General features: G+C 65.7%; 25 protein-coding genes. 6 read left to right on the plus strand and 19 right to left on the minus strand.

Annotated elements, in window-relative coordinates; translation table 11 throughout:
- Positions 1 to 31: 31 nt before the first annotated feature.
- From ACP15K_RS08370 to acpS, 6 genes are all read right to left on the minus strand, one after another.
- Positions 32 to 358: a DUF1491 family protein gene (locus ACP15K_RS08370; RefSeq protein ID WP_424990334.1), complete on the minus strand. Its 327-nt coding sequence runs from the start codon at positions 356 to 358 to the stop codon at positions 32 to 34.
- The gene (gene era / locus ACP15K_RS08375) at positions 358 to 1284 is read right to left on the minus strand and encodes a GTPase Era (protein ID WP_424990269.1); all 927 of its coding nucleotides are present in this window, start codon (positions 1282 to 1284) and stop codon (positions 358 to 360) included. The genes ACP15K_RS08370 and era overlap by 1 nt, the downstream gene beginning before the upstream one ends.
- Entirely contained in the window at positions 1277 to 1969 is a 693-nt protein-coding gene (gene rnc / locus ACP15K_RS08380; protein WP_193139835.1) for a ribonuclease III, read from the minus strand. Before rnc ends, era begins: the two co-directional genes overlap by 8 nt.
- A 3-nt stretch (positions 1970 to 1972) precedes the next feature.
- The gene (lepB, locus tag ACP15K_RS08385) at positions 1973 to 2761 is read right to left on the minus strand and encodes a signal peptidase I (protein WP_193139837.1); all 789 of its coding nucleotides are present in this window, start codon (positions 2759 to 2761) and stop codon (positions 1973 to 1975) included.
- A gap of 88 nt (positions 2762 to 2849) precedes the next feature.
- Positions 2850 to 3905: an AbrB family transcriptional regulator gene (locus ACP15K_RS08390; RefSeq protein ID WP_193139838.1), complete on the minus strand. Its 1056-nt coding sequence runs from the start codon at positions 3903 to 3905 to the stop codon at positions 2850 to 2852.
- 219 nt (positions 3906 to 4124) lie between these two features.
- Entirely contained in the window at positions 4125 to 4523 is a 399-nt protein-coding gene (gene acpS, locus ACP15K_RS08395; protein WP_193140130.1) for a holo-ACP synthase, read from the minus strand.
- Between the two features lie 147 nt (positions 4524 to 4670).
- Here acpS and ACP15K_RS08400 point away from each other — a divergent pair, with 147 nt between their 5' ends.
- Positions 4671 to 5177 carry a hypothetical protein gene (locus tag ACP15K_RS08400; protein ID WP_424990270.1) on the plus strand — a complete coding sequence of 169 codons (507 nt, stop codon included), beginning with the start codon at positions 4671 to 4673 and terminating at the stop codon, positions 5175 to 5177.
- Between the two features lie 54 nt (positions 5178 to 5231).
- On the opposite strand, the gene ileS is transcribed toward ACP15K_RS08400, so the two are convergent.
- Both ileS and ACP15K_RS08410 read right to left on the minus strand, forming a co-directional pair.
- Positions 5232 to 8216, minus strand: a complete 2985-nt coding sequence (gene ileS, locus ACP15K_RS08405; RefSeq protein WP_424990271.1) for an isoleucine--tRNA ligase — start codon at positions 8214 to 8216, stop codon at positions 5232 to 5234.
- A gap of 187 nt (positions 8217 to 8403) precedes the next feature.
- A complete protein-coding gene (locus ACP15K_RS08410) occupies positions 8404 to 8796 on the minus strand; it encodes a cupin domain-containing protein (protein WP_424990272.1) in 393 nt (130 codons plus the stop codon).
- 89 nt (positions 8797 to 8885) lie between these two features.
- On the opposite strand from ACP15K_RS08410, the gene ACP15K_RS08415 reads away from it, so the two are divergent.
- On the plus strand, positions 8886 to 9302 hold the full coding sequence (locus ACP15K_RS08415) for a group III truncated hemoglobin (RefSeq protein WP_193139846.1): 417 nt from the start codon (positions 8886 to 8888) through the stop codon (positions 9300 to 9302).
- Here ACP15K_RS08415 and ACP15K_RS08420 read toward each other — a convergent pair.
- Genes ACP15K_RS08420 through ACP15K_RS08430 form a run of 3 tightly spaced genes read right to left on the minus strand, consistent with a single transcriptional unit; the run spans position 9290 to position 12185 of the window.
- Positions 9290 to 10309, minus strand: a complete 1020-nt coding sequence (locus ACP15K_RS08420; RefSeq protein ID WP_424990273.1) for a YcjF family protein — start codon at positions 10307 to 10309, stop codon at positions 9290 to 9292. The two genes, ACP15K_RS08415 and ACP15K_RS08420, sit on opposite strands and share 13 nt — an antisense overlap.
- Positions 10306 to 10755 carry an N-acetyltransferase family protein gene (locus ACP15K_RS08425; RefSeq protein WP_424990274.1) on the minus strand — a complete coding sequence of 150 codons (450 nt, stop codon included), beginning with the start codon at positions 10753 to 10755 and terminating at the stop codon, positions 10306 to 10308. The genes ACP15K_RS08420 and ACP15K_RS08425 overlap by 4 nt, the downstream gene beginning before the upstream one ends.
- Positions 10752 to 12185: a YcjX family protein gene (locus ACP15K_RS08430; RefSeq protein WP_394355439.1), complete on the minus strand. Its 1434-nt coding sequence runs from the start codon at positions 12183 to 12185 to the stop codon at positions 10752 to 10754. Before ACP15K_RS08430 ends, ACP15K_RS08425 begins: the two co-directional genes overlap by 4 nt.
- 101 nt (positions 12186 to 12286) lie before the next feature.
- On the opposite strand from ACP15K_RS08430, the gene truA reads away from it, so the two are divergent.
- A complete protein-coding gene (gene truA, locus ACP15K_RS08435; protein ID WP_424990275.1) occupies positions 12287 to 13057 on the plus strand; it encodes a tRNA pseudouridine(38-40) synthase TruA in 771 nt (256 codons plus the stop codon).
- On the opposite strand, the gene ACP15K_RS08440 is transcribed toward truA, so the two are convergent.
- The 3 genes from ACP15K_RS08440 to ACP15K_RS08450 form a co-directional block, all read right to left on the minus strand.
- Positions 13054 to 14424: a glutamate--cysteine ligase gene (locus ACP15K_RS08440; protein WP_193139852.1), complete on the minus strand. Its 1371-nt coding sequence runs from the start codon at positions 14422 to 14424 to the stop codon at positions 13054 to 13056. The two genes, truA and ACP15K_RS08440, sit on opposite strands and share 4 nt — an antisense overlap.
- 61 nt (positions 14425 to 14485) lie before the next feature.
- Entirely contained in the window at positions 14486 to 15049 is a 564-nt protein-coding gene (locus ACP15K_RS08445; protein WP_424990276.1) for a hypothetical protein, read from the minus strand.
- A gap of 120 nt (positions 15050 to 15169) precedes the next feature.
- The gene (locus ACP15K_RS08450; protein ID WP_424990277.1) at positions 15170 to 15907 is read right to left on the minus strand and encodes a 16S rRNA (uracil(1498)-N(3))-methyltransferase; all 738 of its coding nucleotides are present in this window, start codon (positions 15905 to 15907) and stop codon (positions 15170 to 15172) included.
- A gap of 11 nt (positions 15908 to 15918) precedes the next feature.
- Here ACP15K_RS08450 and ubiA point away from each other — a divergent pair, with 11 nt between their 5' ends.
- From ubiA to ACP15K_RS08465, 3 genes are read left to right on the plus strand one after another with little or no spacing between them, the layout of a single operon-like run.
- Positions 15919 to 16881: a 4-hydroxybenzoate octaprenyltransferase gene (gene ubiA, locus ACP15K_RS08455; RefSeq protein ID WP_424990278.1), complete on the plus strand. Its 963-nt coding sequence runs from the start codon at positions 15919 to 15921 to the stop codon at positions 16879 to 16881.
- A 60-nt stretch (positions 16882 to 16941) separates the two neighbouring features.
- Positions 16942 to 18864, plus strand: coding sequence for an OmpA family protein (locus ACP15K_RS08460; RefSeq protein ID WP_424990279.1), 1923 nt, complete (start codon positions 16942 to 16944; stop codon positions 18862 to 18864).
- On the plus strand, positions 18851 to 19183 hold the full coding sequence (locus ACP15K_RS08465) for a hypothetical protein (RefSeq protein ID WP_193139862.1): 333 nt from the start codon (positions 18851 to 18853) through the stop codon (positions 19181 to 19183). The genes ACP15K_RS08460 and ACP15K_RS08465 overlap by 14 nt, the downstream gene beginning before the upstream one ends.
- Before the next feature lie 24 nt (positions 19184 to 19207).
- Here ACP15K_RS08465 and ACP15K_RS08470 read toward each other — a convergent pair whose 3' ends face one another.
- From ACP15K_RS08470 to ACP15K_RS08490, 5 genes are all read right to left on the minus strand, one after another.
- A complete protein-coding gene (locus tag ACP15K_RS08470) occupies positions 19208 to 19660 on the minus strand; it encodes a molybdenum cofactor biosynthesis protein MoaE (RefSeq protein WP_424990280.1) in 453 nt (150 codons plus the stop codon).
- Between the two features lie 2 nt (positions 19661 to 19662).
- Positions 19663 to 19929: a molybdopterin converting factor subunit 1 gene (gene moaD / locus ACP15K_RS08475; protein ID WP_424990281.1), complete on the minus strand. Its 267-nt coding sequence runs from the start codon at positions 19927 to 19929 to the stop codon at positions 19663 to 19665.
- Entirely contained in the window at positions 19904 to 20584 is a 681-nt protein-coding gene (pgsA, locus tag ACP15K_RS08480) for a CDP-diacylglycerol--glycerol-3-phosphate 3-phosphatidyltransferase (protein ID WP_193139865.1), read from the minus strand. The genes moaD and pgsA overlap by 26 nt, the downstream gene beginning before the upstream one ends.
- A gap of 85 nt (positions 20585 to 20669) precedes the next feature.
- Positions 20670 to 23069: a tetratricopeptide repeat protein gene (locus ACP15K_RS08485; protein ID WP_424990282.1), complete on the minus strand. Its 2400-nt coding sequence runs from the start codon at positions 23067 to 23069 to the stop codon at positions 20670 to 20672.
- A 168-nt stretch (positions 23070 to 23237) separates the two neighbouring features.
- Entirely contained in the window at positions 23238 to 23879 is a 642-nt protein-coding gene (locus ACP15K_RS08490; RefSeq protein ID WP_319022420.1) for a sugar transferase, read from the minus strand.
- Positions 23880 to 24123: the final 244 nt, after the last annotated feature.

Below are 24123 nucleotides of genomic sequence, written 5' to 3' on the forward strand. Positions count from 1 at the left end.
AGGGCGCAAACCGGGGCCGATGCAACGGTGATCAGGTCAGGCCGACATGATCCAGCAGGTCGCGGCCCTCGCGGCTTTCGACCTCGACGATCCACAGGTCGCGGTCGCGGTCCTTCTGGCGGGCCAGCACCGCGTCGACCTCGGCCTCGGGGCCTTCGGCCAGCACCATCCAGCTGCGCTCGCCGGTCATCAGGTCATACGAGCGCTGCTTGGCCACCGCCTTGCCGTCCAGCGTCGCCAGCTTGACGATCACCGGCCCCGAGGTCGGATCGCCCTTCGCCGCGATATAGGCCGGGATGTGTTCGATCTGAAGCCGCCGCAAATAGGCCTTCACCCAAAGATCGGCAGCCAGACGGATCACCTGTTGCCGTCCTTGAAGTCGAGCCCCATCTCGTCATAGCGCTCGGATTCTTCCTGCCAGTTGGTTCGCACGCGCACCTGCAGGAACAGATGCACCTTGCGGCCCAGGAATTCTTCCATCTCGACGCGGGCCGCCTGCCCCACGGCCTTGATGGTCTCGCCCTTGTTGCCCAGCACGATGCCCTTGTGGCCGTCACGGCTGACATAGATCACCTGATCGATGCGGGCGGAGCCGTCCTTGCGATCCTCCCACTTCTCGGACTCGACGGTCAGCTGATAGGGCAGTTCCTGATGCAGGCGCAGGGTCAGCTTCTCGCGGGTGATCTCGGCGGCAATCATGCGCATGGGCAGATCGGCGATCTGATCCTCGGGATACAACCACGGACCCACCGGCAGTTCCTCGGCCAGCCATTTGCGCAACGTGTCGACGCCATGGCCCTTCTCGGCCGAAATCATGAACGTATGCACGAACGGAAAGCGGTCGTTCAGATCCTTGGTCAGTGCCAGCAGCACCGGCGCCTCGACCCGGTCGATCTTGTTGATGGCCAGCGCCACGCGCTGCTTCGGCACGGCACGTTCGGCCAGCGCCTCAAGGATTTTCTCGACGCCCTCGGTCACGCCGCGATAGGCCTCGACCAGCAGCACGACGACATCGGCATCCGCCGCCCCGCCCCAGGCCGCAGCCACCATGGCGCGGTCCAGACGCCGGCGCGGGCGGAACAGGCCCGGCGTGTCAACAAAGACGATCTGGCTGGCACCTTCCATCGCGACGCCGCGAATGCGGGCGCGGGTGGTCTGCACCTTGTGGGTGACGATCGAGACCTTGGCCCCGACCATGCGGTTCAACAGGGTCGATTTTCCGGCATTGGGCTCGCCGATCAGGGCGACGAACCCGGCGCGGGTCTGGTCAGGGGTGTCAGTCATGTGTGCCCGCCTCCATGCGGGTCAGAAGCGCGCGCGCGGCGGCCTGTTCGGCCTGCCGCTTGGATCCGGCAGAGGCCCGTTCGACCTCGCCACTGTCCAGCCGGGCCTCGATGGTAAAGACGGGGGCGTGGGCCGGGCCGCTGCGGTCGGTCTCCACATACCGCGGCGGCGCCAGCTTGCGCGCCTGCGCCCATTCCTGCAGGGCGGTCTTGGGGTCGCGGGCGTCGGCCTCGACATTGGCGATCCGGTCGCCCCAATGGGTCAGGATCACGCGGCGCGCCGCTTCCAGCCCGCCATCCTTGTAGACGGCGGCGATCACCGCCTCCATGGCGTCGCCCAGCAGGGCTTCCTTGCGGCGCCCGCCCGACAGCATTTCCGACCGGCCCAGCCGCAGCACCGTGCCCAGCCCGACAGCGCGGGCCACATCGGCACAGGTTTCCTTGCGCACCAGCGCGTTGAAGCGCGGCGCAAGCTGGCCTTCGGGGGCGGTCGGGTCGGCAGCCAGCAGGGTTTCGGCCATCACCAGCCCCAGCACCCGGTCGCCCAGAAACTCCAGCCGCTGATTGTCCTTGCGGTTGGGCGTCGCCACCGAGGGGTGGGTCAGCGCCTCTTGCAGCAGCGCGGGCGCGCTGAAGTCATGCCCCAGCCGCGCCGCGAAGTCCTTTTGTTCCGCCGACAGCGCCAAGGCTCAGTTCAACCCTTTGAAGAACCGGTCGCTGCGCCAGGTCCAGAAATAGAAGATCGACCTGCCCGCCGACGAGAACATCACCCGGTCAGCCCGGCCGATCAGGTTCTCGAACGGTACAAAGCCCACGCCACGCGCCGACTGCGGCACCCGGCTGTCGTTCGAGTTGTCGCGGTTGTCGCCCATGAAGAAGAAATTGCCTTCGGGCACGGTATACACCGGGGTGTTGTCCAGCGCGCTGTCGCGGATGTTCAGCGTGTCATAGCTTTTGCCGCTGGGCAGGGTTTCGGTGTAGCGGGTCTTGGTGCACAACCCGCCGATGCCCACCGGGCCGTTCTCGCACTGCGGGCGGTTGCCCACCGGGCCCTGCGGCTCGAACACTTCCTCGAAAAGGCCGGCTTCCTCGCGCGGGACGGGTTCGCCGTTCAGGAACAGCTGGCCATTGCGCATCTGCACCTTGTCGCCGGGCAGGCCGATCAGGCGCTTGATGAAATCCGCGCCGGTGACCGGGTGGCGGAACACCACGATATCCCCGCGCTCGGGCTCCGAAGCCAGGATCCGGCCCGGAATGAACGGACACATCGAGAACGGGCAGGAGTGCTGGGAATAGCCATAGGCCATCTTGTTGACGAACAGGAAATCGCCGATCAGCAGCGTGTCCTTCATCGAGCCCGACGGGATCCAGAACGGCTGGAAGAACAGCGTGCGGAACACGCCTGCGATCAGCAGCGCGTATACGATCGTCTTGATGGTCTCGACGATGCCGCCGTCTTTTTCGGCCTTGCTTGCCATGGTTCTGGATCCTGCCTCGGGAATGACTTCGGGCTTCTTTGCGGCCCGTGGCTGCGGGTGTCAAGTTGCGCGTCCCGGGCGGGCAAGGTCAGCGGCGGCGGCACGCCCGTTCCAGCAGGGTCACCCCGGTGACGGTCATGAATATCCGGGCGATGTGCAGGGCCGCAACGAAGGGCACTTCCAGCCCCAGGGTAAAGGCGATCAGGCTCATTTCCGCCAGCCCGCCGGGAGCATAGGCCAGCAGCGCCTCGGCAAAGGGGATAGCGGTCAGATGCGCCAGCGCCAGGCCGAACAGGATGGTCGTGATCAGCAACAGGGTCGTGGCGCCCAGCGAATGCCCCAGCACCCTCAGGATGCGTGCCGGAGAGGTTCCGGCAAACCGGCAGCCGATGCCCGCGCCCAGAATCACCTGCGTCCCGGCCAGGATGACCGACGGCACCTGGAAATCGGTGATGTCGCTTGCGTGCAGCCCGGCGCTGACCAGCATTGGCCCGATCAACAACGGCGCTGGCAGGTGCAACAGCCGCCCCAGCCGGGCACCGATCAGGGCCGAGACCGCGAACCATGCCGCCCCGGTCAGCCCCAATGCGGCCAGCGGTCGCCAGGTGACACTGCGGCCCGCCAGATCGGCGCCGGTGACGAACTGGATGAGCACGGGCACCAGCATCACCACAAGGAAGATCCGCGCCGCATGCATCAGTGAAATTGTCGTCGGATCGCCGCCGGCCTTCTCTCCCATCAGGATCATGTCCACCAGCCCGCCCGGCATGGCCGAGTAGAACGCCGTGGGCCGGGACAAGCCCGCCACGCGCGACAGGTACACAAAGGCGCTGCCCCCGGCGACCAGCAGGAACGGCACAAGGATCGCCAACGGCAGCAGCCAATCGCGCAATCCGCCCAGCATGTCCCCGTTGAAAGACGTGCCCAGCATCGCCCCCATCACCACGATGAACGGGTTGCGCAGCCGGTCAGGCAGACGCACCGGCACCTGCAACAGCGCCGCCAGCCCGGTCGCCGTCATCGCCCCCAGCATCCAGGCCAGCGGAACGTTCAGCCACCAGAACAGCGCACCGCCAAGCGCGCCGATGCCAAGCGCAAGGGCCAGTCCCGGCCAAGGGAAAGGAAGGGTTGATCGGTCCGCCATGGCACAATCGCTAATACAGGAGTCATTCGGGAACAATGCCACGGGGCGGTGCATCGCCGGGTGGCGCGTCGCGTCGTGGTGCCTCTGTGAAGCGGGCCTTGGATGTTCCGGGCCAGCCTTTCCGCCGGTTTTCCGATCGCCGTCGGACACGGGTGCCGCGCCGGTTGCGCCGAGGCCCCGGTCGACTGGCTGCAGCCCACCGCCGAAGGCGCGTAGCGGCTACAGCGGCCGCGCCTCGATCACCACGAAGGCCTGCGCCCAGGGATGATCGTCGGTCAGGGTGACATGGATGATGGCCTCGTGCCCCGGCGGGGTCATCGCGGCCAGCCGATCGGCGGCCCAGCCGGTCACCTGCATCACCGGCTGTCCGGACGGCAGATTTGTTACGGCCATATCCTTCCACGAGATGCCCATGGCGAGCCCGGTGCCAAGCGCCTTCGAACAGGCCTCTTTCGCGGCCCAGCGTTTGGCATAGGTGCCGGCCACATCGGCACGGCGTTCGGCCTTGCGCTGTTCGGTCTCGGAGAACACGCGGGTCTTGAACCGGTCGCCGAAGCGGTCCAGCGTCCCGGCAATCCGTTCGATATTGGCCAGATCGGTGCCGATGCCCAGGATCATGCGCTGCTCTCCCCACGTTTTGACCGACATAGCCAAGCCTGCCGGGGCTGACCAGAGCGGGCATCGCGGATGCCTGTTTTCCCAACCGGACAGGCGCGCCGATTCGCGTTATTCTGACCCTAGGTAAACATCAAGAGGAGACAGACCATGCCCCGCATGACCCATGTGATCCTTGCCAGTGCCCTGAGTATCCTGCCGCTGTCAGCCAAGGCAGCCACCTTCCAGATCGATTTCAGCCTGGCCGGATCCAACAACATCATCGGAACCTTCACCGCGCCCGCAGGCGGCGGCCCGGTCAGCAACCTGATGGTGCAGATGTTCAACGTGCTGTTCGACACCCGCATCGATGCCGGAGGATCGTTCGACTACGATCCGGCGGCCGGGGATTTCGTGAACTACAGCGCGTTTCCGACCTATACCAACGCCACCGCTAACGCGACCTGCGCGGCCACGCAGTGTACCTTGCAGATCTATCCGCTGCCCAACGATCCGACGCCGGGCGACTATCTGGCGGTGGACGGAAATCTCAACAACATCGACGATGGCACGAAATACGCCATCTCGGGCCCCTCGCCCGTGCCGCTTCCGGCGGCCGCCGGCCTGTTGGCGCTGGCCCTGGGCGGGTTGGCGGCCCTGCGATTGCGTCGGGGCTGACCGAAAAACGCCGCCCCCATGGGGACGGCGCAATATTCGGGTTCGAGGCTGGCGTCAGGCGCTCAGAACGCTGTCGCAGCGCCCGCAGACATCGGCGTGGCTGTGGGTGCCCACATCCGGCAGGATCTTCCAGCAGCGCTGGCATTTCGCGCCCTCGGCCTTGGCAAAGACCACGCCCACACCGGGCACATCCGGCAGGGTAAAGGCCCCTTCGGGCACCGGTTCGACGCGCAGGTCGATCTGCGAGGTGATGCAGATGGTGGCGAACTTCTCGGTGTCGTCGCCGATCTTGTCGCGCATCTCCTGCGTCAGATAGACGATGGGGGCGGCCTCCAGCGAGGAACCGATGGTCTTGGACTGACGCTCAAGCTCCAGCGCGCCGGTCACAACGCGGCGCAGGGCGCGCAGCGACAGCGACCATTCGGCCAGCACCGGGTCATGCCAGTTGGTCGGCGTGTCCGGCATGTCTTGCAGGTGGACCGAACTGTCATCGCCGGGGAACCGCTGCAGCCAGACCTCTTCCATGGTGAACACCAGGATCGGTGCCAGCCAGGTGGTCAGCCGGTGGAACAGGATATCCAGCACCGTCAGCGCCGACCGGCGGGCCAGGCTGTCCATGCCGTCGCAATACAGCGCGTCCTTGCGGATGTCGAAATAGAAGGCCGACAGATCCACCGTGGCAAACTGGAACACCTTCTGGAACACGCCCTGGAAATCGAAGTCGGCATAGCCTTCCTTCACTTCCCGATCCAGCTTTTCGACAATGTGCAGGATCAGCTGTTCCAGCGGCGGCATGTCGTCCCGCGCGACCCGGATCTCGTCGGAATAGTCGTTCAACGAGCCCAGTAGGAAGCGCATGGTGTTGCGCAGCCGGCGATAGCTGTCGGCCACGCCTTTCAGGATCTCCGGCCCGATCCGCTGGTCGGCGGTATAGTCGGACTGGGCCACCCAGAGCCGCAGGATATCGGCGCCGTACTGCTTGACCACCGTTTCGGGAACGATGGTGTTGCCCAGCGACTTGGACATTTTCATGCCCTTTTCGTCGAGCGTGAAGCCATGGGTCACGACGTTGCGATAGGGGGCCCGGCCCAGCGTGCCGCAGGCTTGCAACAGCGACGAATGGAACCAACCGCGATGCTGGTCGGTGCCTTCCATATAGACATCGGCGATGCCATCGGCCGAGCCGTCCTCGCGGTCGCGCAACACGAAGGCATGGGTCGAGCCGCTGTCGAACCACACGTCCAGGATGTCGAAGACCTGCTCGAAGTCGTCGGGGTTGTGATCCGCCCCCAGGAACCGTTGCTTGGCGCCCTCGGCATACCAGCAATCGGCGCCTTCGGCCTCGAAAGCCTCGGCGATGCGGGCGTTGACCACCGGGTCGCGCAGCAGGAAGTCCGGATCGGTCCGCTCGGCGCCCTTGCGCACGAAACAGGTCAGCGGCACGCCCCAGGCGCGCTGCCGTGACAGCACCCAGTCGGGACGTGTTTCGATCATCGAAAACAGGCGGTTGCGGCCCGTGTGCGGGGTCCATTGCACCAGTTCGTCGATAGATTTCAGGGCGCGCTCGCGGATGGTGGTGCCCATGACATCCAGACCGTCCCCCACCGGTTTGTCGATGGCGGCGAACCATTGCGGCGTGTTGCGGAAGATCACTGGCGCCTTGGAGCGCCACGAATGCGGGTAGGAGTGCTTGACCTGCCCGCGCGCGATCAGACCACCCGCTTCAACCAGCTTGTCGATCACGGCGCGGTTGGCCTTGCCTTCCTTGCCCTTGCGGTCAAACACCTGAAGCCCGGCGAAGAACGGCACATGCGCAAGAAACTCGGATTCCTCGCCCACGTTATATGTCATCCGGTCCATCCAGCCGCGTTTGACGAAACAGTCGTAGTCGTCGGCGCCATGGCTGGGGGCGGTGTGCACGAAGCCGGTTCCGGCCTCGTCGGTGACGTGGTCGCCGTCGATCATCGGCACGTCGTAGTCCCAGAACCCCTCGGCCCCGTCGAGACCGGCAAAAGGATGTTCCAGCGTCAGGGCAGACAATTCCTGCGTGCTCACATCGCGCACACGGCGGAAGCGGGTCACGCGGGATTTTTCCAGCGCCTCTGCGGCCAGCGTGTCGGCAAACAGGTAGACATCGCCGGGCTTGGTCCAGCTTTCGTCCTGCGTTTCCTCAACTTCAAACAGCCCGTAAGAGATCGCCGGATTGAAGGCGACCGCCTTGTTGGACGGGATCGTCCAGGGCGTCGTGGTCCAGATCACCACGCGGGCGGCGTGCAACTGGTCGGCCAGGATCGCCTGGTTTGCGCCGTCATAGTCGGCGCCTTCGTTCTGAACCGGCATCTGCGCATTGCCGCCCCGACGCACGCGGAACGGCACCCAGATCGTGTGGCTGCGATGATCGTGGTACTCGATCTCGGCCTCGGCCAGTGCCGTCTTTTCCACCGGCGACCACATCACGGGTTTCGAGCCCTGATAGAGCGTGCCGTTCATCAGGAACTTCATGAATTCCTCGGCGATGACCCGCTCGGCGTGGAAATCCATGGTCAGATAGGGATTGGCCCAGTTGCCGGTGACGCCCAGACGCTTGAACTCCTCGCGCTGGATATCGACCCAACCCTCGGCGAACTTGCGGCATTCCTGACGAAAGTCGACGACTGGAACCTCGTCCTTGTTCTTGCCCTTCTTGCGGTACTGCTCTTCGATCTTCCATTCGATGGGCAGGCCGTGGCAGTCCCAGCCGGGGATATAGCGCGCGTCACGGCCCATCATCTGGTGGCTGCGCACGATCATGTCCTTGATGGTCTTGTTCAGCGCATGGCCGATGTGCAGGTGGCCGTTGGCATAGGGCGGGCCGTCATGCAGCGTGAAGGGGCGGCGCGACGGATCGGCCTTGGCCTTGTCGCGCAGGCGGCCATAGATATCCATGTCCTCCCAGCGGGCCAGCCAGTCGGGTTCGCGCTTGGGCAGCCCCGCGCGCATCGGGAAATCGGTTTTGGGCAGGTTCAGACTATCTTTGTAGTCGATCGTTTCAGACGACATCGGTCAGCGTCCTTGAAGGTCGGGAAATCTGGGGGAATGAGAGCGGCGCGAGAGGTCCATACGCCTTGTCCCGGCAACTCGGATCAGAGCACCGGGCCGGTAATTCGCGCAATGATGGCGAGTGTCCATTCCATGGCGCGCTTATAGGACCGCCCGTGGGCGAGGTAAAGAGAGCGCGGCGCGGCGCTTACTCCAGCTGAACGATCACGAACCGCGCCTCGTCCTCGCCGATCGAGGTGGTGACATGGCCCGCGCCGTCGGTGTCTTCCATCCGCAGGATATCACCGGGGATCATCGTGATCGCAGAGCCATTGGAGGCCTCGACCCGTGTGCGCCCGGCCAGGCAATAGGCGATCTGGCGGCGCGGCGACGGATGGCGCGGGCCGGTCCATCCCGGTGGAAAGGCGACGTGGATGATCTGCGTACAGGCTTCGGGGTCTGACCGTGGCATCGGCGGCGCGGGCGGGGCAAACAGCCTTTCGGCCATGTCGATCGTGCCGTCGGTGAAGAACGACATGCCCTCGGCATCTTCGGTCAGGATGGTGCATTTCATCGGTCCGGCCTCCATGGTCCCGACCATGGCGCGGTTTTTCCCGCGCGACCAGTGGCCACCTTGCAGCTTGGCGGCCCAGACCGCAGGTAGGGGTCACCCCATGTTCAGGACGTCCCATGACCGACACCCCCATCGCCCCGCTGACCGAAGCCGACATCGACCGCGTGGTCCGCGCCTTTTACGCCGAGATCCGGGTGCATCCGGTGCTGGGGCCGATCTTTAACGGCCATGTGGGCACCGGGGCCGAGGAGTGGGCCGCGCATGAGGCCAAGATCGGCCGGTTCTGGAAGAGGGCGCTGCTGAAACAGCCCGGCTATGACGGCAACCCGATGGCGGTGCATCTGGCCGCCGGCGATGTGCGCCCGGACCATTTCGGCCCGTGGCTGGATCTGTTCGAAACCGTCACCCACCGCCTGCTGCCCGCCCCGCAGGCCGACGCCTGGACCACGCTGGCCCATCGCATCGGGCGCGGGCTGCGATTGGGGGTCGAGGATCGTCACCGCCCAACGGGCAGCGTGCCTCAACTGGGTTGAGTGTCCGAACCGAACAGCCCGGTCAGCGCCCGTTTCACCAGACGCGCGACCGAAGGGCGCTTGGCGGCAGTGAAGGGCAGCGGCCGGCAGACCTCGATCGCGGCAACGCCCACGCGGGCGGTCAGCGCGCCGTTGACCACGCCTTCGCCAAAACGACGTGACACGCGGCTGAGAACCGACCCCCCGGCGACCGAGCCGATCAGATCGTCGCCCACCGCCACCGCACCGGTGGCCACAAGATGGGTCAGCACGGCGCGCATCAGCCGCCAGGTGCCGAAGGTGCCGGCGCGGCCACCGTAGATCTCGGCAATGGTGCGGATCATCCGCAGGTTGGCGGTGGCCGCGGCCACCACATCGGCCAGCGCCAGCGGCACCAGCGCGGTGACGGTGGCCACCTGCCGAGCCGCCGATTCCACGGCGCGGGTGGCTTCGGTATCCAGCGGGCGCAGCAGGTCGCGTTCGACCACGCCCAGCACCGCGTCGGCATCGAAGCTTTGCTCGATCCGGGCGGGCATCCCGTCCAGCGCCCATTTCAGCTCGGCCCGCCCGTGGTAGAAGGCTGTCAGGTCGCGGGCGGTCTTGCGGGCTGCCTCCAGATCATTGTCGGCCAGGGCCGCGGTGGCCCGGTGCTGGAACTTGTCCAGTCGTCCCAGACGGGCGAAAGCCGCCACTTCGCGCAGCGCGATCAGCAGGCAGACCAGCCCGAAAGCCCCCAGAAGGGCGGCCACAAGGCCCGCCAGAACAGGGCTGCTGGCGATCAGCCTTTCCACCATGCTCCAGGCGGCCAGCGACAGGCCCGAGACCATGATGCCGCCCAGCAAGGCCCAGAACCACGTGGACAGCGCCCCGCGCCGCGACTGTTTCGCCATGCTGGCCAGCCGCTGCATCGCCGCCGGATCGTTTGGCAAAGTGCCGTCCAGATCCGGAACGGGCGGGGCAGACGACGGGCTTGGCGCCGCGTCCTCGGCCTCCAGATCGATCATCACGGGGCCATCGCGGTCACTCACGTCGGTGTCCTTTCCCAAGAATAGCGGATGTCGGGCAACTTTTCGTCGTTGCCTTGGCCATCGGTGCGGCGCAGTTCGACAAACCCCTCGCGCGCGTAAAACGCCCGCGCCTCAAGGTTCGCCTGAAACGTCCAGAGGTCCAGGCGCGATTGCTTTGCCTTGGCCGCGGACACCAACGCGTGCCCGATGCCCTGCCGACGCGCCTGTTGCGCAACATACAGGGCGTCGATCTCGGCCGCGCGCTGCGCCAGAAAGCCGACAACTTGCCGGTTCTGTTCGGCCACGGTCACGGCTTTCTGGTCGATGAGTTTGCCACAAAAGGCCTGGTTCTGCGATGGCGTGTGCAGGTTCGGCAACCAGGGTGTCCGCGTCAGCCAATCGGTCAGGATCGCGGCCATGGCGGGCGCGTCCTCGGGCCGGGCATCGCGCAGATGGAAGCCGGTCACAGGCGATCTCCGATCAGGAACTGCGCCGCGCGATCCATGCGGATGTGCGGCGGGCCGTCGCCCGGTTTCAGGCTTTGGGCCGCCGGGGCAAACCGCATGATCCCATAGTCACCGTCCAGCCACTTTTCGGCCCCGCTGCGCGCCGGCGCCAACAGCACAGCGGGATCATCGGGCAGCGCACCGGGATAGAAGGCGGCCTGACGGCCATCCTTCAGCAACCGGCCGCGCACCAGATCCAGCTTGCGGCCGTTGTGCTCGCGGGTTTCCTCGACCGTGGCGCGCAGGGCGGCCAGCGACAGGGCCAGCGTTTGCGCCCCGGCGAAATCGGCCCGCGACTTGGCGTCCTGCACCAGCGCCTCGGTGATCGCGGTCAGGCGGCCATGCTGGCTGTGATGCAAATGGTCGGCCTTGGTGGCGGCAAACAGCATCCGGTCCACCTTCTTGCCACCCAGCAGGCGTGACAGGAAACTGGACGATCCGGGGCGGAAGGCGGTCAGGATATCGGCCATGGTCCGGCGCAGATCCTCGACCGCGCGGGGGCCATCATGGATCGCCCCCAGCACGTCGGTCAGCACCACCTGCCGGTCGATACGGGCAAAGTGATTGCGAAAAAACGGCCGCACGACCTTGGACTTGTAGGCTTCGAACCGGCGTTCGAACTCCCGCGCCAGCGAGCCACGTGGCGCCGCGCCATCGGGCAGCGGTGCGAAGGTCAGCACCGGAGAGCCTTCCAGATCGCCCGGCAGAAGGAATCGCCCCGGCGTGCAATCCGAAAACCCGGCCTTGCGTGCCGCGTGCAGATGCTCGGTAAAGGCACGCGCCAGACCCTGCGCTGCTGGTTCGTCCAGGGGTTGGGAGACATCCACAGCCCCCAATGCGTCGCGATACACCTGCCCAGACGGGCGTTCGTCCAGCCGCGCCAGCGTCTCGCGCGACCATGTAGCGAAATCCTTGTCCAGCAGCGCCAGATCCAGCAGCCATTCGCCGGGATAGTCCACAATATCCAGGTGTAGCACCCGTGGCCCGGTCATCCCGCCCAACAGGCCGGTGGGTTTCAGCCGCAGCGACAGGCGCAGTTCCGACACCGCCCGCGTGCTGTCGGGCCAGTGCGGCGCGGGCCCCAACAGGGCGGCGCGATGCTGTTCGTAGTCGAAGCGCGGCACCGTATCGTCGGGCTGCGGTTGCAGGAAGGCGGTCAGGATGCGGCCCTCGGCGGCGGCGGCCAGTTGCGGCATCCGCCCCCGGTCGATCAGATTGGCCACCAGCGAGGTGATGAACACGGTCTTGCCGGCACGCGCCAGCCCGGTCACCCCCAGCCGCAGCGTCGGTTCGAAGAAGGTTTCAGACACGCTGGCCCCGGCATCCTCGACCGTGCGCACCAGCCCGTCGGCGGTGCGCGCCAACCCGTCCGTAATACTGCCCAGCACCACATCTGCCCCCGAATGACCTTTGTTTCGAGATATGGCTTTGACGCGCGTTTTACCAGTGCGGGCGCGTTGCACAGGCGCGCGCGGGACGCTAGAGGACCGCCATGCCCCGTTTTGCCTTGAAAATCGAATATCACGGCGCCCCTTTCGCCGGGTGGCAGCGCCAGAAAGAACAGCCCTCGGTGCAGCAGGCCTTGGAACAGGCGCTGCGCAAGCTTGATCCCACGGTGGATACGATCGCCGCCGCCGGGCGCACGGATGCGGGGGTGCACGGGCTGGCCCAGGTGGCCCATTGCGACATGGTGCGCGACTGGGATCCGTTCCGCCTGTCCGAGGCGCTGAACCATCACCTCAAGCCCGCGCCGGTGGCGATCTTGGCCGCCGCGCGGGTGGCCGATGACTGGCACGCGCGGTTCTCGGCAACCGAGCGGCGCTATATGTTCCGGCTGCTGGCGCGCCGCGCGCCGGTCACCCATGACGCCGGGCTGGTCTGGCAGGTCAAGCAGCCGCTGGACGGCGCCGCGATGCAGGCCGGGGCCGACCGTTTGCTGGGCCACCATGATTTCACGACCTTCCGGTCCACCATTTGTCAGGCCGACAGCCCGATGAAAACGCTGGACGAACTCAGGGTCGAGGAAATCGCGCGCTCGGATGCGGTGGAGTACCGGTTCCACGTCCGCGCCCGGTCTTTCCTGCACAACCAGGTGCGCAGCTTCGTCGGCACGCTGGAGCGGGTCGGTGCCGGGGCCTGGACCCCGGACGATGTGACCGCCGCCCTGAACGCGCGCAACCGCGCCGCCTGCGGACCGGTCTGCCCGCCGCAGGGGTTGTACCTGGCCGGCGTGGGGTACAAGGACGACCCCTTCGCCCCCTAGTAGCTGTAGTCGGCGTAGATCCGCGTCAGGTCGCCGTTCCAGTCGCCATTGTAGCGCCCCAGCAATTCGTCTGCCGGGGTACGACCGGATTCGACGCTTTCCTGCAGGGCGTTCAGGAAATGGGTCTCGTCCGGGATCAGCCCGTTGGCGCCGGGGCGTGCCCGCGCTTTCAGCCCGGCCTCGGCAATGTCCACGACCTCGCGCGCCAGATCCTGCATGAGCTGACCGTTCACGCGGGCCTGCAAGCCGTCGACCGAAGCCGCCACGCGCCAGGCCTCGCGGGTTTCGGCATTCCAATCCTTGACCAGATCCCAGGCCGCATCCAGCGCGCCTTGATCGTAAGTCAGCCCGACCCAGAGCGCCGGCAGCGCGCACAGTCGCCGCCACGGGCCGCCGTCGGCGCCGCGCATCTCGATGAATTTCTTGATCCGGGCTTCGGGGAAGATCGTGGTCAGGTGATCGGCCCAGTCCGACAGGGTCGGCACCTCGCCCGGCAACGCCGGAAGCTGGCCCTTCAGAAAATCGCGGAACGACTGGCCAAGCGCGTCGATGTATTTGCCGTCGCGGTAGACGAAATACATCGGCACATCGAGCGCATAGTCCACCCAGGCGTCAAAGCCGAACCCGTCCTCGAACACGAAGGGCAGCATGCCCGTGCGATCCGGGTCCAGATCCCGCCACACCCGCGAGCGCCACGACTTGTGCCCGTTCACCTTGCCTTCGAAGAAGGGCGAATTGGCAAACAGCGCCGTGGCCACAGGTTGCAGGGCCAGCGCAACGCGCAGCTTCTGAACCATGTCCGCTTCAGAGGCGAAATCGAGGTTCACCTGCACAGTGCAGGTCCGGTACATCATCTGTTTGCCGTGAGTGCCAACCTTGTCCATGTAGCTGGTCATCAGCGCATAGCGGCCCTTGGGCATCACCGGCATCTGGTCGCCGGTCCAGATCGGCGCAGCGCCCAGCCCGATGAAGCCGACGCCCAGATGATCCGACACGTCGCGCACTTCGCGCAGGTGGGTGTTCACCTCGTCACAGGTGCCGTGGATGGTTTCCAGCGGCGCGCCCGACAGTTCCAGTTGTCCACCCGGCTCAAGGCTGACGTTGGCACCGTCCTTCTCCAGCCCGATGATGTTTTCGCCTTCCATCACCGGCGCCCAGCCAAAGCGGTCGCGCAACCCTTCCAGCACCGCCTTGATCGAGCGTTCGCCCTCGTACGGCAGCGGTTTCAGGGTATCGCGGCAATAGGCAAATTTCTCGTGCTCGGTGCCGATGCGCCAATCGTCCTTCGGCTTGCACCCGTCCGCAAGATAGGCGGCCAGTTGATCGCGATGTTCGATCGGACCGCCGCCCGATTGGGGAATAGACATGAGATGCGGCTCCGAACTTTGGTCAGTTGAACCTGACAGGTGAAAGGAAATGACCCGTGTGTCAATCCGCGCCCGGCTTGGACGAGGTCACGGGCATCAGCCAATCGCCCTTCGGGGGATCGACTCCGGGCCGCTGCCAGACCACGTAGACCGCGCCCTGGTTGACCTGCCGGGCCAGCAGCAGCCGTTCGGTCCGAAACCCCGGCAGTTGCGCAAACGCATCCAGAAGCGCCTCGACCCCGGTGGCGGTCACCGGAATGTGAAGCGTCGTGCCATCGGATTCGCGCAGGGTCCAGTGATCGGGCCGACCGCGCGGGTCCAGCGCCACCTCGGCCAGTGCCCGGACCGACACCGCGCCGCCATCCAGCGGGCCGTAATAGGCGATGCGCGCTTCGTCCACCTCGACCACGCCCGGCCCGTTGCCATCGGTACGAAACCGCATCCGCTGCAGGCCAAGCGCCACAAGCACCACCCCCAGCACCATGGCGGGGATCGAAGTCCAGAACATGATCCCATGGGAACTGAGCATCCACCACAAGGCGAAGGCGGCCACCGCGAGACCGCCGATCAGCTCGCGCGCGTGCCAGAAGGCGTGGCGCAGTTCCGGGCGGATGAAATCTTTCAATGCAGCACCTCGCAGGCATCGGCAAATCGTTCAATAGGGACTCGGCCAAGCCGAATCCGCGTCAGCCCAGCCTCGCAATCCCGGGCGCGGGATGCAAATGACGGGACCGGGATCGGCGGATCACGCCCAATCCCCCAATGCCTGCTGCCAGACCGTCATGGCGGCCACGGCAGCGGTATCGGCGCGCAGGATGCGCGGGCCAAGGCTGACCGGCACGGCCTGGTCCATCGCCATCAACCGCGTGCGTTCCTCGGCGCTGAACCCACCTTCGGGACCGATCAGGATCGCCCAGGGGCCCGGACCGGCCACGGTCAGCCCCAGCCCCTCCCCCGCGCGGGTCTCATCGCAGAACATCAACCGGCGGTCGGCGGGCCAATCGTCCAGCAGCGCGGACAGGCGGGTCAGGGCGGTCACTTCGGGCACGAAGGTGCCGCCGCATTGCTCGGCGGCCTCGATGGCATGGGCTTGCAGCCGATCCTGCCGGATCCGTTCGGAGTTGGTGAAGGCGGTCTGCACCGGGCAGATGCGCGCGGCCCCCATCTCGGCGGCCTTTTCGACGATGAAATCGGTGCGCGCCTTCTTGATCGGGGCAAACAGCAGCCACAGGTCGGGCGGCGTCTGCAAGGGCCGGGTCTGTTCGGCACAGACCAGCACACCGCCGCGCTTGCCGGCCTCGGCCACCTCGGCGCGGAACTCGCCCGACACCCCATCGAACAGCCGCACCGCATCGCCCACGGTCAGCCGCATCACCCCGAACAGGTAATGCGCCTGATCCCGCGTCAGCGGAACCGATTGTCCCTTGGCCAAGGGATGCTCTACATAGAGCCTGATCTTTGCTGCGGTTTTCGCGTTCGACATGAGGCCTAGATATGACCGACTCGCCCCAAGCGCCAGAGGGACAGGTGTTCGACGCGGTGCGCGGCAACTGGGTGGACCATCGCGCGCCGGACTGGGCGCGCTCGTATTTGCGTCTCAGCCGGGCGGATCGGCCGGTCGGCACATGGCTGTTGCTGCTGCCGTGCTGGTGGGGCGTCCTGCTGTCGGCGGCCAGCGGCGCGGGGCTGGGCTGGCACGGGCTGTGGATCATGCTTGGCTGCGGGCTGGGCGCCTGGTTGATGCGCGGCGCCGGCTGCACGTGGAACGACATCACCGATCGCGAGTTCGACGCCGCCGTGACCCGCACACGGTCGCGGCCGATTCCGTCGGGACAGGTCAGCGTGCGGGGGGCGGTGGCCTGGATGGGCCTGCAGGCGCTGCTGGCCTTCGCGATCCTGCTCAGCTTCAACCTGAATGCCATCCTTCTGGGCGTGGCCTCGCTGGCGCTGGTGGCGATCTATCCCTTTGCCAAACGGTTCACCTGGTGGCCGCAGGTCTTCCTGGGGCTGGCCTTCAACTGGGGTGCGCTGCTGGCCTGGACGGCGCATGACGGGCGGCTGGGGTGGCCGGCGGTGCTGTTGTACCTGTCCGGGCTGGTCTGGACCCTGTTCTACGACACCATCTATGCCCATCAGGACAAGGAAGACGACGCGCTGATCGGGGTGAAATCCACGGCCCGGCTGTTCGGCAGCAACACCCATCGCTGGTTGACCCTTTTCCTGTGGGGGTCGGTGGCACTGATGGCGCTGGCAATCTGGGCGGCCTTTGCCGGTCAGGGGCTGACGGCGGCAGGTGCCCTGGCGTTTCTGGCGGTGCCGGGCTTTGCCGCGCATCAGCTTTGGCAGCTGCGCCGCTTGCAGACCGAAGACGCCGACAACTGCCTGTCGCTGTTCCGCAGCAACCGCGACACCGGGCTGATTCCTGCCGCTGCCTTTGCGTTAGCCCTTTTGCTTTGATTGATCTCGCGCGCGTGGCTTCGTAAAGACACGGAGCCTCCCTGACGGTCGGAAGTCCTCATGCGTCCCATTGCGATCCTTGCCCTCAACCTCGTAACGCTCGGCCTCGGCGCCGGGGCCTGCGTGGTGGTGGCCCAACATGCGGTCGAACTGGTGGAAGAGCGCGCGGGTACGGCACTGGAAACCGCGCTGGCCAATGGCGGCTTCGACTGGGTCACGGTCGAGATCGACGGGTTGCAGGCGCGGCTGGGCGGCGAAGCCCCGGACGAAGCCGAGCGATTCCGCGCCCTGCGCGCGGCGGGCGCGGTGGTGAACCCCGTCAACCTGCGCGACGGGATGAGCGTAGCCGACCCCGACGCGCCGCCGCCCCCGGAATACCGGTTCGAACTGATGCGCAACGGCGCCAAGGTGACGGCGCTGGGGCTGATCCCCGGCGGCGGCGCGGCCAAGGCGATGCTGCTGGACACGCTGGCTGAAATCGAAGGTGTGACTACGGTGTCGGGCCTTCTGTCCACCAGCCCCGATGCCCCGCCCGAGGGGTGGGAGACAGCCGTGAAGGCCGGCGTCGCCGTGGTGCGCGGCCTGAACAACGCGCGGGTAGAGCTTTCGGCCGAGGCGATGACCGTCACCGGGCTGGCCCCGGATGCCGAGACCAAGACGTACCTTGAAGAAGGCTTGGCCAGTCAGATCGGCGATCAGATCGTTTTGGTGTCCGATTTCTCGGTGCCGCCGCCGGTGGTATCGCCCTTCGTGACCCGGTTCCGCATCGACGACGCTGGCCCCCGGTTCGAAGCCTGCTCGGCCAGTTCCGCAAAGGGGCGCCAGCAGATCGAGGCCGCAGCCCGCAACGCCGGGGCGCAGATCGATGACAACACCTGCGCGGTCGCGATGGGCGCACCGGATACGCAATGGGATCGCGTCACAGCACACGGCATCGACACGCTGACCCAGATCGGTGCGGGCATTCTGACGATCTCGGATCTCAGCATCTCGATCACGCCGGGCGCCGAGGTTCTGCCGCAACCGCTGGACCATGCCCTTGCCGCCTTCGAAGCCGACCTGCCCGACACCTACCAACTGACAGTGGCCCCGGTGCCAGGGGTCGCTCAGGGGGTCGCCGCTGCCGAAGCCGTGTTCTCGGCCACACTCAGCCCGGAAGGGCAGGCCATCATCCGGGGCAGCACGGTGGATCGCCACGCCCGCAACGTGGTCGAAACGCTGGTCGCGGCGCGGTTCCCCCGCGACATGCTGCATGTCTCGCTGCGCCAGCAATCCGGCCTGCCCGAAGGTTGGTCGGCGCGGGTGTTGGCCGGGCTGGATGCCTTTGCAGCGCTGGAAACCGGGCGCCTGAGCATCACCCCGGACATGCTGACCCTGAAGGGCACCACCGGCGATCCGGCCCTGCCCGGCACACTGGCCACCAATCTGACCGCGCTGCTGGGCCCGTCGATGCCGATGCTGCTGGATATTGCCTATGTCGAGGAACTGGATCCCGTCGCCTCGCTGCCCTCCGCCGAGGACTGCCTGGCGCGGATCAACGAGATCCAGGCCAATACCAAGATCACTTTCGCGCCGGGCTCGACCGAGCTGGACGTTGACGGCCTGCGCATCGTGCGCCGGATCGCCGCCGTCCTGCGCGACTGCGACGACGTGGAAATGGAAATCGGCGGCTACACCGACAGCCAGGGCCGGGACGAAATGAACACCGCCCTCAGCCAGGCGCGCGCCGACGCGGTGTTCAACGCCCTGATTGCCGAGCGGGTCCGGGCCAGCAACCTCAGCGCGATCGGCTATGGCGAAGAGAACCCGGTGGCCGACAATGACACCGCCGATGGACGCGAGGCCAACCGCCGGATCGAGTTCAGCCTGCGCTATCCCCTGTTCGGGCCCTTTGCCCCGGACGACGCCCCCAGCGATGAGACCGCGCAGGCCGATCCCGACGCGCCCGCGGCAGAAACGGAGCAGACAGATGGACAGAACTGAATTCATCATCGCCACGGCAATCCTGCTGTTCGGGGCCTTCTGCCTGGGATTCGTGACCCATTGGGTGGTCAGCCGCCTGTCGCACGTGTCGAAAGCCGCCCTGGGCGAGTTGGACAGCATGGCCGAGGCGCTGCACGACGCCGAGGAAGCCCGCGATGCGGCGCGGGCCGAATTGAAAGAGGAAGAAGTGCGGCTGCACGGTCGTCTGAAAGAGACCGAGGCCGAGTTGAAAGCGGCGATGGAGGGGCTTCAGACGGCCCGCCACGAGACCGAGGAATTGCGCGCCTTCATCTCGAAACAGAACATGGGCACGCATTGAACACGCGGCGCACGCAAAGCGGGCTTACGCCCAGCGATCCAGCGCGGCCTCATCCTCGGCCTTGCTGTCAACCCAGGACGCCCCCTGCGCGGTGACTTCCTTCTTCCAGAAGGGCGCGCGGGATTTCAGATAATCCATCAGAAACTCGGCTGCCGCGAAAGCATCCACCCGATGCGGGGCGGCGGTGGCCACCATCATGATCGGATCGCCGGCCGCAAGCTGGCCGTGGCGGTGGATCACCAGCGCCCCGGACAGGGACCAGCGGGTGACCGCCTCGGCGCGGATCGCCTCGATCGCGCGTTCGGTCATGCCGGGATAATGTTCGATCTCCATGCGCGACAGCGGGCTGTCGGCCAGATCGCGGACCAATCCGGTAAAGCTGACCACGGCCCCGGCCCCGTTGTTTGCGGCGCGCTGGCAGAAACGGTTCAGTTCGGCCCCGGCGTCGAACACCTCGGACTGGATCAGGACATCCATTTTCAGCCCCCGGTCATCGGCGGGAAGAAGGCGACCTCGCGCACGCCGGAAAGCTCGGCCTCAAACCCCGACAGGGTCTGGTCCAGCGCCACGCGCACGGTGGAAAGGTCGGCGAAAGCGGCGGCGTAACGTTCTTCCCGGGTGGTCAGTTCAGCCACCAGGTCGGCCACGGTGCGTGCCTCGGTCTGCACGGTTTCACGCGGCACGCCGATCCGTTCGCGCACCCAGGCGAAATAGAGCACCTCAAGCTGCATCGTCACCAGCCTCATCTTCAAGGAACCGCAATGACTTGCGGTAGTAATCCAGCCCGGTCAGCCCGGTCAGAAAGGCCGCGACATAGAACATCACAAGGCCACTCAACCCGCTCAGCCAGCCGCCCTGCACCACGCGCCACGTGGCATTCCAGTCTTGCGGTCCCTGCGCCAGCAACGCGCCGTAATCCGCCGGATCCATGGATCGGTACAACCAGAAATGAACCTCTTGCAAGCCAAGGCTCAACAGCAGCAGCGGGATCGCCACCATCTGCGCGGTGGTTTTCCACTTGGCCAGCTTGGTGACCTGCAACAGGCTGGCATCGGACCCCAGGAACTCGCGCAGGCCGGACACGAACACTTCGCGAAACAGGATGACGACCGCAGGCAGGGTCAGCCAGGGATCCAGGCCCGACAATGCCAGGATCACGCAGATCGAGATGATGACCATGGCCTTGTCGGCGATCGGGTCCAGCATGGCGCCAAAGCGGGTCTGCTGGTTCAGCTTTCGCGCGAGATAGCCGTCGAACCAGTCGGTAACGGCGGCCAGAACGAAGATCACCAGTGCGGCCCAATCCGCCATCGGCCGTGGCAGAACCATGAAGATCAGCGCCACGCAGGGGGCCGCGAACAGGCGCATCACGGTCAGGATATTGGGGATGTTCCACGTCACGTCTGGATCCTCCGGCCCGCCGGGGCGGGGCGCGTCAGGGGCAAGGGGGCCAGCGCAAGCGCGGCCCCTGCCGATGGGTTTCCGTTCACTCCGACGCGGGCGCGTTGGTCAGGGCCGCAAGCTCCTGCCGCGCCTGCGTTGCAAGATCCAACTCCGAACCATCCCAAAGTTCAACCGCCCTTTCCAGATAGGGGCGCGCATCACCCGGACGATCAACGGCCATATAGGTCTTGGCCAGATGGTATTGCACCGTGGGATCGCCGGTCAGACGCACGGCGGCAGGTTCCAGATGCTCCAGCGCCTCGTCATAGTTGCCCAGGCGGTAGGCGATCCAGCCGTAAGTGTCCTGGAACGCCGGGATGGTCGAGCCGCGCAGGCGGCGGGCGATCACGAAGGCGCGTTGCAGGCTTTCGTCGTCGTTTCGGTAGGTCGTGATCAGGCTGGCCAGGTTGTTGGCAATGATCGTCGAGCTGGAGTCCTTGGCATAGAGGTCTTCGTAGATGCCGATGGCCTCGTCGATCTCGCCGCCCCGCTCCACCAGCCCGGCCTTGATCCACCACAGGTTTGCCGACTCGGGCAGAATCGCCAGCGCCTCGTCCACGATCTGGGCGGCGTCGTCCTGGGCCCCTTGCCGCACCGCGGTTGCCACCAGCGCGCGCCAGACCGGTTCGATGGCATTGTCGGTGGCCAGGATGTCGCGATACATTGCGCGGGCCTCGTCGTATTGCCCCTCGGTGGCGGTCAGGGCCGCGTTGAGGAACTGAACGCCAAGGTAGTTCGGGCTGTCTTCGGGCGTCGTGGCCAGAACCTGGTTCATATAGGCGCGGGCTTCTTCCAACTCGCCGTTGGCCAGGCGCGTGCGCACGATCGCGGTCTGGGCCGACAAGTTCGACTGCCCCTCCTCGATCATGTTCTGCATCAACGTGATACTCTCGTCGGTGCGCGCCATGCGCTGCAGCACCGCGGCCTGCAAGCCATTGGCCAGGGCCACGGCGTCATCCGTGTTCACATTGCGCAGCGCGGTGACCACCTGCTCGGCGCGCGGCAGGTCGTTCATGCCAAGGTAGACCTCGGACAGGGAGCGCAGAAGCGGCACGCTGTCCGGCGCCAGGCGCAGGGCCTGGATCAGGACATCTTCGGCCGTCAGGTATTTCTCGTTGGTGATGAGGTGCTGGGCATAGCGCAGCGCCTCGGCCGGGGCCGCGCCCGACGCCTCGAATGCCAGCGCCAGGCTTTCGGCCATCAGTTCCCGGTTGCCGCCACGCTCATAGGCACTGGCCAGCAGCGTGATGGTTTCCGGATCACGCGGCGCCTGATCCAGCGCCGTGCGCAGGGCCAGAACCGCATCCCGCACCTGGTCGTCCTCGATCAGCCAGGCCGCGCGCAGTTTCAGGGCATTTGTGTCGCCCGGATCCTGCGCCAGCACTTCGTTGACCAGTTCCTCGGCCCGGGCCTTGTCACCTTCGGCCTGAAGCATCCGCGCCAGGGTGGTCTTGATGTTGAGCGCCTCGTCCCCGCCGTCGGTATGTTGCTGGCTCAGGGTCTCGACCTGTTCGATGGCAGTGTCACGCTGCCCCATGTCGAACAGAACACTGGCCTTGATCAGGCGGAAGGTGGCGTCGGCCAGACCTTCCTCGATCAGGTTGTCCAGTTCGGCCAGCGCCGCTTCGCCGCCGCGCACCTGGGTCAGGAATTGCACCAGCGCGATGCGCGGCGGGATCTCGTCGCCCGCCTGGGCAACCAGATCGCGCACGAACACCTCGGCCCCGTCCGGATCCTCATTGGCGATGTACCAGCGCACCAGCGCGGTCCGTACTTCGCGGTTTTCCGGGAACCGTTCGACCATCTCCTGCAACTGCACGCCAAGACCGTCGAAATCCTCGATCTGGGCCAGAAGGTTCAGCTTGAGCTGATGGAACTGGGTGTTGTCGGGGCGATGCGCCAGCGCTTCGTCCAGGGCTTCCAGCGCCTCGGTGGTCTTGCCCTCGCGCACAAGGCGATCCACCACGATCTGCCAGCCGACCAACGAGTCGGGCTGGGCGGCCAGAACCTCGCGGGCACGTTCATAGGCGGCAACCTGCGCGGCTTCGTCTTCGTTGCGCGACGCGGCGCTGTAGTCCACCGCCACCAGCAGGGGCTGGAGATCCGGATAGTCCGGGTCGATCTCGGCCGCGGCACGGGCGTGTTTCTCGGCCTCGGGCCACGCGCTCAGGTCCACCGCCAGCTTGGCAATTTCAAAATGCGCCTCGAAATCCTCGGGATACTGTTCGGTCACCAGCAGGAAATGTCCGAAGGCCTGTTCAATGTCACCTTCATCACGCTTCAGCCGGGCGTACATCATCCGGGCGTCACGATGCTCTCCGTCAAGCTTGAACACCGTCTGAAGCTCGACCAAGGCCTTGGCAACCTCTCCCGCATTCGCCAGTTCCACGGCATTCTCATATTTCTTTTCGGCCTTGTCCTCGACCGAGTCACAAGCGGACAAAGCCAGCGCTGAGGTCAAAAGTACGGCGGATAGAAGCCGGGAAGCGTTGCGCATTCTGGATCCCTGTCGTTGCAGCATATTTTGGTATGTAATCCTTCTGGGCCCCGAATAAAAAGAGCCGCGGAGAAATCCGCGGCTGGTTGCGTCAAACAGCGCAGGGGCGCGCGGTCAATGCCCGGTGCCGCGGAGGACCACGCGAACGGTCTTCAGCACGACACAGATATCCGTCTTCAGGCTAACAATCCGATAATAGTCGGCGTCATACCTGGCACGCGCCGCGAAGGACGTGTTGTTGCGATCGCCCACCTGCCACAGACCGGTCACGCCGGGCTTGAGCGCGTAATAGGCCTGGCCCGGATAGAGATCCCGTTGCGACGGCAGCATCGGGCGCGGTCCAACGACGCTCATGTCGCCCAGCAGAACGTTCCAGAACTGCGGCAGTTCATCCAGCGATGTCTTGCGGATGATCCGTCCGACGAAGGTGATGCGGGGATCTGACTTCAGCTTCTGGTTGCGGTTCCACTCGTCGCGGGCTTCTTCGTTCTGCGACAGGAACGCGGCAAGCTTGCGGTCGGCATCCACCACCATCGAGCGCAGCTTGACCATGTTGAAGATCTTGCCATCCTTGCCGACGCGCCGCTGTACGAAAAACGGAGAACCGCCATCGGACATGATCATCAGGGCAAGAAGCACGGTGACAGGGACCGCCACGATCGAGGCCGCCAGCACGAACAGAATATCGAACACACGCTTGAAGAAAGAGCGGTAGAAGCTCTTCCGAGGCGTGTAATCCACAATTCCTTTAATCACGTCTGACGAGTTCGGGAAATGTGCCGTCACTACCGTTCACCCTCATTTAACTCTATTCACCACTCATACAGGTTGTGGCCCAGCGGTCTTTCCCCCGTGAGGCGCACAACATGACCCCTATCATGCCCAAGACAATCCTTTCAATATTTAGCAGCTTTTGGCCCATATTTCACGAAAACTGGAAATCACATGGTAAACAGTTGGTTACACTACCTAAAGCGGAACACGGGACCGCAAACCGTGT

This window comes from Fluviibacterium sp. S390 (genome assembly GCF_049800695.1).
Classification (GTDB): domain Bacteria; phylum Pseudomonadota; class Alphaproteobacteria; order Rhodobacterales; family Rhodobacteraceae; genus Meridianimarinicoccus.

Excerpts from the sequence above, each read along its gene's own strand:
- era (WP_424990269.1), bottom strand. The coding sequence starts at position 1,284 with ATGACTGACACCCCTGACCAGACCCGCGCCGGGTTCGTCGCCCTGATC.
- lepB (WP_193139837.1), bottom strand. The coding sequence starts at position 2,761 with ATGGCAAGCAAGGCCGAAAAAGACGGCGGCATCGTCGAGACCATCAAG.
- ACP15K_RS08390 (WP_193139838.1), bottom strand. The coding sequence starts at position 3,905 with ATGGCGGACCGATCAACCCTTCCTTTCCCTTGGCCGGGACTGGCCCTT.
- acpS (WP_193140130.1), bottom strand. The coding sequence starts at position 4,523 with ATGATCCTGGGCATCGGCACCGATCTGGCCAATATCGAACGGATTGCC.
- ACP15K_RS08400 (WP_424990270.1), top strand. The coding sequence starts at position 4,671 with ATGCCCCGCATGACCCATGTGATCCTTGCCAGTGCCCTGAGTATCCTG.
- ileS (WP_424990271.1), bottom strand. The coding sequence starts at position 8,216 with ATGTCGTCTGAAACGATCGACTACAAAGATAGTCTGAACCTGCCCAAA.
- ACP15K_RS08410 (WP_424990272.1), bottom strand. The coding sequence starts at position 8,796 with ATGGTCGGGACCATGGAGGCCGGACCGATGAAATGCACCATCCTGACC.
- ACP15K_RS08415 (WP_193139846.1), top strand. The coding sequence starts at position 8,886 with ATGACCGACACCCCCATCGCCCCGCTGACCGAAGCCGACATCGACCGC.
- truA (WP_424990275.1), top strand. The coding sequence starts at position 12,287 with ATGCCCCGTTTTGCCTTGAAAATCGAATATCACGGCGCCCCTTTCGCC.
- ACP15K_RS08440 (WP_193139852.1), bottom strand. The coding sequence starts at position 14,424 with ATGTCTATTCCCCAATCGGGCGGCGGTCCGATCGAACATCGCGATCAA.
- ACP15K_RS08450 (WP_424990277.1), bottom strand. The coding sequence starts at position 15,907 with ATGTCGAACGCGAAAACCGCAGCAAAGATCAGGCTCTATGTAGAGCAT.
- ubiA (WP_424990278.1), top strand. The coding sequence starts at position 15,919 with ATGACCGACTCGCCCCAAGCGCCAGAGGGACAGGTGTTCGACGCGGTG.
- ACP15K_RS08460 (WP_424990279.1), top strand. The coding sequence starts at position 16,942 with ATGCGTCCCATTGCGATCCTTGCCCTCAACCTCGTAACGCTCGGCCTC.
- ACP15K_RS08465 (WP_193139862.1), top strand. The coding sequence starts at position 18,851 with ATGGACAGAACTGAATTCATCATCGCCACGGCAATCCTGCTGTTCGGG.
- ACP15K_RS08470 (WP_424990280.1), bottom strand. The coding sequence starts at position 19,660 with ATGGATGTCCTGATCCAGTCCGAGGTGTTCGACGCCGGGGCCGAACTG.
- moaD (WP_424990281.1), bottom strand. The coding sequence starts at position 19,929 with ATGAGGCTGGTGACGATGCAGCTTGAGGTGCTCTATTTCGCCTGGGTG.